At 59.2% G+C, this 7,536-nt stretch carries 6 protein-coding genes; 2 read left to right on the top strand and 4 right to left on the bottom strand.

Annotated features, from left to right (window positions below; genetic code table 11):
* Positions 1-292: 292 nt before the first annotated feature.
* From CJU81_RS17530 to CJU81_RS17515, 4 genes are all read right to left on the bottom strand, one after another.
* Complete coding sequence (locus tag CJU81_RS17530; RefSeq protein ID WP_095037638.1) at positions 293-1,633, bottom strand: imelysin family protein; 1,341 nt, start codon at positions 1,631-1,633, stop codon at positions 293-295.
* A gap of 161 nt (positions 1,634-1,794) precedes the next feature.
* Positions 1,795-3,846, bottom strand: coding sequence for a putative bifunctional diguanylate cyclase/phosphodiesterase (locus tag CJU81_RS17525; protein ID WP_095037637.1), 2,052 nt, complete (start codon positions 3,844-3,846; stop codon positions 1,795-1,797).
* 233 nt (positions 3,847-4,079) lie between these two features.
* The gene (locus tag CJU81_RS17520) at positions 4,080-4,676 is read right to left on the bottom strand and encodes a superoxide dismutase (protein ID WP_095037636.1); all 597 of its coding nucleotides are present in this window, start codon (positions 4,674-4,676) and stop codon (positions 4,080-4,082) included.
* 206 nt (positions 4,677-4,882) lie between these two features.
* The gene (locus tag CJU81_RS17515; protein WP_095037635.1) at positions 4,883-5,485 is read right to left on the bottom strand and encodes a LysE/ArgO family amino acid transporter; all 603 of its coding nucleotides are present in this window, start codon (positions 5,483-5,485) and stop codon (positions 4,883-4,885) included.
* 103 nt (positions 5,486-5,588) lie between these two features.
* On the opposite strand from CJU81_RS17515, the gene CJU81_RS17510 reads away from it, so the two are divergent.
* Entirely contained in the window at positions 5,589-6,482 is an 894-nt protein-coding gene (locus CJU81_RS17510) for a LysR family transcriptional regulator ArgP (RefSeq protein ID WP_095037634.1), read from the top strand.
* Between the two features lie 53 nt (positions 6,483-6,535).
* Positions 6,536-7,534 carry an NAD-dependent epimerase/dehydratase family protein gene (locus CJU81_RS17505; protein WP_095037633.1) on the top strand — a complete coding sequence of 333 codons (999 nt, stop codon included), beginning with the start codon at positions 6,536-6,538 and terminating at the stop codon, positions 7,532-7,534.
* Positions 7,535-7,536 lie beyond the last annotated feature (2 nt).

Below are 7,536 nucleotides of genomic sequence, written 5' to 3'. Positions count from 1 at the left end.
CCGCGACGGGCCATCCTTGGCCCATCGCGGCTGGCGCGGCGTCCTGCCGCGCCACCCCCATAACAGCACCTGCGTTCGGCCTTCTGTGAGGGGCATTCACGTCGCCTGGCTAATTGAGTGGCCGCAGCAAAGGCAAAGGCAAAGGCAAAGGCAAAGGCAAAGGCCAAAGCAAAAGCCAAACCTTGTCGTAGCGAGCAGGCTGGATGTTGAAGTTCTCTTGCTGGCGCCAAAGCGGCCCACAAAAAAGGCGACCCGAAGGTCGCCTCATTACTCAGTCACTCAGCGCCGCAGATCAGAAATCGTGATCGGCGTTGTCCGGGTTCAGGTCGCTGATGCCCAGCTTGCCGGCGGCTTGTTCGATGGCACCGGTCTGTTTGACCAGGGCGGCGATGGCATCACGTACAACCTGGTTGCCCGCAGCGTTGTCCGCAGCGATCAACTGGTCGTAGTGCTCGCCCTTGTTGGCGCGGTCAACCATGACCTGGATCTTGGCTTCAGTGTCGGCCAGATCGGACTTGAGCGTGGCGTCGGTAGCCGGGTCAATGACCACGACCAGGGACGACAGGCTAGGGCCGGTCATTTTGGTGCCGTCAGCACGCACGTACTCGCCCAGATACACGTTGCGGATGCCCTTGGCATCGTAGAAGTGCGAGTTGTGGGTGTTGTCGCTGAAGCAGTCCTGCTCGTCTTCAGGCGAGTTGGCTTCCAGGGACACTTTCATGCGCTCGCCAGCCAGTTCGCCCAGCGACAGGCTGCCCATGCCGAACAGCATTTTGCGCAGGCCGTTTTGTACCGGCTCAGCTTCCAGCGTGGCGCGGTAGTTGTCGGCAACGTTCGGTGCCCAGTTGCCGACCATTTCGTTGAGGTCATTGACCAGCAGTTGGGTAACGGCTTTCAGGTAAGCGCGACGGCGATCGTTATGACCGCCGGTGGCGCCTTCGCCTTCCAGGTAGTCAGAGGCAGGACGGTTGCCTGCACCTGGACCGGTGCCGTTGAGGTCCTGGCCCCACAGGAGGAATTCGATTGCATGGTAGCCGGTGGCCACGTTGGCTTCGGATCCGCCCAGCTCATTGAGGCTGGCCAGGGTTTCCGGAGTGATTTCGGTCACGTCAATCTTGTCTTCGCCGACCTGGATCTGGGTGTTGGCGATGATGTTGGCGTTGGCACCCGGGTTGCCCAGTGCGCCGGCGTAGTTGGCGTCAACGTAGTCGATCAGGCCTTCGTCCAGCGGCCAGGCGTTCACTTGGCCTTCCCAGTCATCGATGATGGTGTTGCCGAAGCGGAACACTTCGCTCTGCAGGTAAGGCACACGGGCTTCAACCCAGGCCGCACGGGCAGCTTTCAGGGTGTCGTCGTTGGGCTTGGCGAGGAATGCATCGATGGCGGTTTGCAGTTTCTTGGCAGTGCTTTCGGCGTCGCTGTACACGGCGTGAACCATGTCGGCGTAATGCGCCACGACGGCCTTGGCGGCAGCTTCGTCGACTTTTGCCGCCGTGATGTCAGTGGCAGGCGTCGCGGTGCTGGTGGCTGCTGCTGGCGCAGGGGTTGCTGCGGTTTTTTCCTTGTCGCCACAACCGGCGAGTGAGATAGCAATGGCCAGCAGACTGGCGGTGGCCAGGGGCATACGAATCATGGCGAAAATCCTGCTTCGAGAGGTGGGACAAGCGTGCGGCTGCACGCGAAACTGCCACATGATGCGAAAGATATGCATTTTCTGTAAAGGGCTACTGTTGGAAATATTTCTTATTTACTTCAGCCTTGCACCGGGTCTTGGGTGAATCTCGAAATATGGAATTACATAATGACTGTCCTGTTACGCTTCGCCTGCTTCAGATAAGCGACTAACTCCCGTGCGCCAAGGGGTTTGCTGTACAGGTAACCCTGGCCTTCATGGCAGCCTTCGGCGATGACATAGGCTTCCTGTTCGACGGTTTCGACGCCCTCGGCAATGACCTGCATGCCCAGGCTTTTGCCAAGCTGGATGATGGCCCGCACGATGGTGGCGTCGTCACCGTCATCGATAAGGTCCTGGACAAAGCTTTTGTCGATCTTGATTTTGTCCAGCGGCAGGCTCTTGAGGTAGCTCAGGGACGAATAACCGGTACCGAAATCGTCAATCGCAATCAGTGCACCGGAGCGGCGCAGGCTCAGCAGGTGCTGGGCAGCGGTGCTGATGTCTTTCATCAGGCTGGTCTCGGTCACTTCCAGCTCAAGGCTGCGCGGGGCCAGGCGATGGCGCTGCAGCAGGTTGTTGACCAGCCGCGGCAGATCGACGTGGTGCAATTGCACCGTCGACAGGTTGACGGCCATGCGTAATTCTGTGAAACCCAGGTCGTGCCATTCACGAAGTTGCCGGCAGGCCTGGTCCAGCGCCCATTCGCCAATGGCGATGATGCTGCCGTTTTTTTCCGCCAGCGGGATGAACAGGTCGGGCGGCACCATGCCGTGCTCGGGGTGCTGCCAGCGCAACAGGGCCTCGACGCCGACTACGTGGTGGTCGCTGTAGCGAATCTGCGGTTGATAGACCAGGTGCAGCTGATTGCACAGCAGGGCTTCGCGCAGGTCTTTTTCCAGCTCGCGCATGCGCCGCATCTCGCGGTCCACACTGGCGATGTAAAACTGATAACGGCTGCGCGAATAGCTTTTGGCCAGGGTCATGGTCTGTTCGGCTTTTTGCAGCAACTGCTCGGTAGTGTCGCCGTCTTCAGGGAACAGGGTGATGCCGATGGTGGCGCGCAGGCGGATGTTTTGCTGATCAAGGCTGAATGGCGATTCGAGGTCATCGAGGATGCTCTGGGCCAGCTCGGCAGCCTCGTAGGGCTGTTCGATATGAGCCTGCACCAGGGCAAACTGATCGCCGCCCAGGCGGCCAAGCGCACCGAGGCTGCCGCTGTGGGCGCGCAAGCGGTCGGCCAGGGTCTGGAGCAACTGGTCGCCGGTTTGATAGCCAAACTGCTCGTTGACCCCCTTGAAGTCGTCCAGGCCCACGCACAACACGGCTACACGGCGTTGCAGGCGGCCGGCATCGGTGAGGATCTTGCCCAGTTGCCCCTGGAGTTGCTGGCGGTTGGGCAGGCCGGTCAGAAAGTCGTACTGGGCCATGCGCAGCAACGAGCTTTCGGCTTCGTGGCGCAAACGGTTATTGCGCTCGATCGAGGCCAGCAACTGGTTGGAAGTATTGACCCACACCCCCAGCTCATTGTGCTCGTGGCCCTTGAGCAGAGGGATGACATGTTCACTGGGGCGATCGGGGTTGATGCTGGTCAGGTGGCCGATAATTTTTGACAGCGGTTTGGTCAGCAGCCAGTGATAGACCAGATACAACACCAGCCCCATGAGCAGGGCGCGCAACAGGCCGGAAAACAGCATCACCGCCGAATCGGTCAACAGGCCCTGGCCATAAGTTGCAGTGTCGAGGGTGATGCTCAGGTCGCCGTAGTACTCGCTGTATGGCCCCTGGCCAACCAGCGGGATACGGAACGTGTGCTCCTGACCCAATATCAGGTCGGTCACCCAGCGGTTCGATGAGGTTTGTAACTCGCGTTTTTTTTCGGCAAGCGGCGCTTCACCGGGATGGCCGATGGAGGCCTGGCGCACCGCCGGGTCCTGGAACAGGCCCTCGATGACCTGCATGGCCATATCGCGGTCCAGGCTGTACAGCGCCTGGGTCGAAGGGTCGCGAAACATGTCGAGGATGCGTTTGGCATCCACCGTCACGGCTTGCCGGACTTTGTAGGCGTCGAACACGATTTGGGCACAGCTCAGCACCCCTCCGACGACGACCGCGCTGAGCAGCACGATCCGGAGCAACTTGAGTGACAAGCTGTTTTTGAATTGCCGCTTCAAAGCGCTATTCCCTGTTCCTTGCCATTGATGCCTGTGGCCTTGTATGTGAACGATTTTATGCCAGTGTGCAAGTAACAAATACGCTGCGCTACTGTGTCGGTATCTTCACCTCGAACTTGAGGCGCGGCCTAAAAATACCCGCCGCTTTCATACTAGCTACCGCGGATTTGATGGGCTTTTGACCAAGCCAAAAAAAACCCGGCAATGCCGGGTTTTTTTATCTGGAGCGAGGCTTAGGCAGTGAAGGTTTTGCCTTCGAACTGCTCAGCAACGAACTTCCAGTTAACGAGGTTCCAGAACGCTTCAACATACTTCGGACGTACGTTGCGGTAGTCGATGTAGTAAGCGTGTTCCCAGACGTCGCAGGTCAGCAGCGGGGTGTCGCCGCTGGTCAGCGGGTTGCCGGCGCCGATGGTGCTGGCCAGGGCCAGGGAGCCGTCAGCTTTCTTCACCAGCCAGCCCCAGCCGGAGCCGAAGGTGCCGATGGAGGTTTTGCTGAATTCTTCTTTGAACTTGTCGAACGAACCGAAGGCAGCGTTGATGGCATCAGCCAGCGCGCCAGTCGGTTGGCCGCCGGCGTTTGGTGCCAGGCAGTTCCAGTAGAAGGTGTGGTTCCAGACCTGAGCGGCGTTGTTGAAGATACCGCCCGAAGAGGTTTTAACGATTTCTTCCAGGATTTTGCCTTCGAACTCGGTGCCTGGCACCAGGTTGTTCAGGTTCACGACGTAGGTGTTGTGGTGCTTGTCGTGGTGAAACTCCAGGGTTTCTTTGGAGATGTGCGGCTGCAGGGCATCGTGTGCGTACGGCAGCGGCGGCAATTCGAAAGCCATGATGATTCTCCTAATCAGGTCAGTTGCGATGAGCGCAAGGCCGATCACGGGCGGCCAAACACGCGCCGATGAGTTTTTACTCTTTGCGGCGCAGGGTCAGGATCATAGCACCGGGGTGACGGCTTAACCACGCGACAACTGTGTGGAATAGACGTTTCAGCAGGTGCAGCACTATTTTTTTCCGCTGTGGGAGCGGGCTTTTGCGCTCAGCCCGAAACAATCAGTTGTATCGCCACCGCATACATCATTACCGCCACCAGTAAATCGAGGATCCGCCAGGTGTTTGGCCGGGCCAGCCACGGTGCAAGCCAGGCTGCGCCCAGGGCCAGGGTGAAAAACCACATCAGCGATGCACTGGCTGCGCCCACGACATAGGCGCCCGGCACGCTTTGTTGCGCTCCGAGCGAGCCGATCAGCAAAACGGTATCCAGATAGACATGAGGGTTGAGCAGGGTGACGGCCAGCGCACTGAGCATCACCGCCTTGAGCGAGCGCGCAGTCTGGCCGGCAGATTGCTCAAGGCTCGACTGGGAGAACGCACGGCGCAACGCCTGTGTGCCATACCACAGCAAAAATACCGCGCCGCCCCAGCGAGCCACGCTGAGCAATAACGGGTTTTGTGCCAGAAGGGTCGCCAGGCCAAACACCCCGGCGGCCACCAGCAAGGCATCGCACACTACGCAAAATGCCGCCACGGGTAGATGGTGTTCACGCCGCAGGCTTTGTGCCAGGACGAAGGCATTCTGGGTGCCGATGGCCATGATCAGGCCGAACGCGACCAACAGGCCATTAAGGTAGCTTTGCCACATAAGTGTTACTCGTTGTACTGCTGGCGGGGTTGCTGCTGGCTATTGTCCTGCGCTTGGTTGTATAAGAAAAACCAATATTGCTGATCGCTCATTAGGAAAACTGATGTTCGACTATAAATTACTTTCCGCTCTCGCCGCGGTCGTAGAGCAAGCCGGATTTGAACGGGCCGCACAGGTGCTAGGCCTGTCACAATCGGCCATCTCCCAGCGCATCAAATTGCTTGAGGCCCGTATTGGCCAGCCGGTGCTGGTGCGTGCCACGCCACCGAGCCCGACCGAGATCGGCCGACGCCTGCTCAACCATGTACAGCAAGTGCGTTTGCTTGAGCGTGATTTGCAGAGTGCGGTGCCGGCACTGGACGAAGACGGTCTGCCGGAACGGTTGCGGATCGCCTTGAATGCCGACAGCCTGGCCACCTGGTGGGCGCAGGCCGTGGGTGACTTTTGCGCAGAGCAACACCTGCTGCTGGATATGGTGGTCGAGGACCAGAACGTTGGCCTCAAGCGCATGCGTGCCGGTGAGGTGGCCGCCTGCCTGTGCGCCAGTGAACGACCCGTTGCCGGAGCCCGCAGCGTATTGCTGGGGGCCATGCGCTACCGTGCGCTGGCCAGCCCGGCCTTTATCGCGCGGCATTTTCCGCTAGGGGTGAGCGCCGCGCAGTTGTCAAAAACGCCAGCCTTGGTGTTCGGTCCGGATGATTTTCTGCAGCATCGCTACCTCGCCTCTCTGGGCGTCGAAGAAGGTTTCGAGCACCATTTGTGCCCGTCCTCCGAAGGCTTTATCCGCTTGACCGAGGCCGGGCTTGGGTGGGGGCTGGTGCCGGAGTTGCAAGTTCGAGAGCAGCTTGAAAGTGGAGCACTGGTAGAGCTTTTGCCAGATAAACCCATCGACGTGCCACTGTACTGGCATCATTGGCGCAATGGCGGACAACTGCTGGGGCAACTGACCGAACATTTATCTCGTTCGGCAGCCCGCTGGTTAGTGCCTTTGGCGTGATAACCGGCGTTTAAAAGAGCAAGCAGCAAGAATTACAGCATTTGGAGTGATTGATGAAGATTCTGGTCACCGGCGCAAGCGGCTTTATTGGCGGACGCTTTGCGCGTTTTGCCCTGGAGCAGGGCTTTGACGTACGGGTCAGCGGGCGTCGGGCCGAAGGTGTCGAACACCTGGTGCGACGCGGGGCTGAATTTATCCCCGGTGATTTGACCGATGGCCTGCTGGTGCGCGACTTGTGCGTCGATGTCGATGCGGTGGTGCATTGTGCGGGGCACGTGGGCGCCTGGGGGCGTTATCAGGACTTCCACCGCGACAACGTGCTGGTGACTGAAAACGTAGTTGAAGCCTGCCTGAAACAGCGGGTACGGCGCCTGGTGCATTTGTCTTCGGCAGCGTTGTACTTCGATGGCCGCGACCACACCGACCTGACCGAGGAACAGGTGCCCAAGCGCTTCAGGCACCCCTATGCCGCCACTAAAAACCTGGCGGAGCAGAAGGTGTTTGGTGCCCAGGAATTTGGCCTTGAAGTGATTGCCCTGCGCCCGAGTTTTGTTACGGGGGCAGGTGACATGAGCCTCTTCCCGCGATTGATCAAACAGCAACGCAAAGGCCGTCTGGCCATTGTCGGCAACGGTCTGAACAAAGTCGACTTCACCAGCATGCAAAACCTCAACGAGGCGCTGATGAGCAGCCTGCTAAGCAGCGCTGCGGCGTTGGGCAGGGCCTACAATGTCAGTAATGGCACGCCGATACCGTATTGGGATGTGGTCAATTACGTGATGCGCCAGATGAACGTGGCGCAAGTGACCCGTTATCGTGGTTACGGCCTGGCCTACAGTCGTGGAGCGCTTAACGAAGCTGCCTGCAAGTTGTGGCCGGGGCAGCCTGAGCCGTCACTCTCGCGTTTGGGGGTGCAGATCATGGCTAAAGACTTTACCCTCGACATCAGCCGCGCCCGGCACTACCTCGACTACGACCCCAAGGTGAGTCTGTGGGCCGCACTTGATGAATTCTGCGGCTGGTGGAAAGCTCAGGAATCCCCTTACCGCTAACC

The organism is Pseudomonas fragi (assembly GCF_002269505.1).
Taxonomy (GTDB): Bacteria; Pseudomonadota; Gammaproteobacteria; order Pseudomonadales; family Pseudomonadaceae; genus Aquipseudomonas; species Aquipseudomonas fragi_D.
This window is presented reverse-complemented; position numbering and strand designations above follow the sequence as displayed.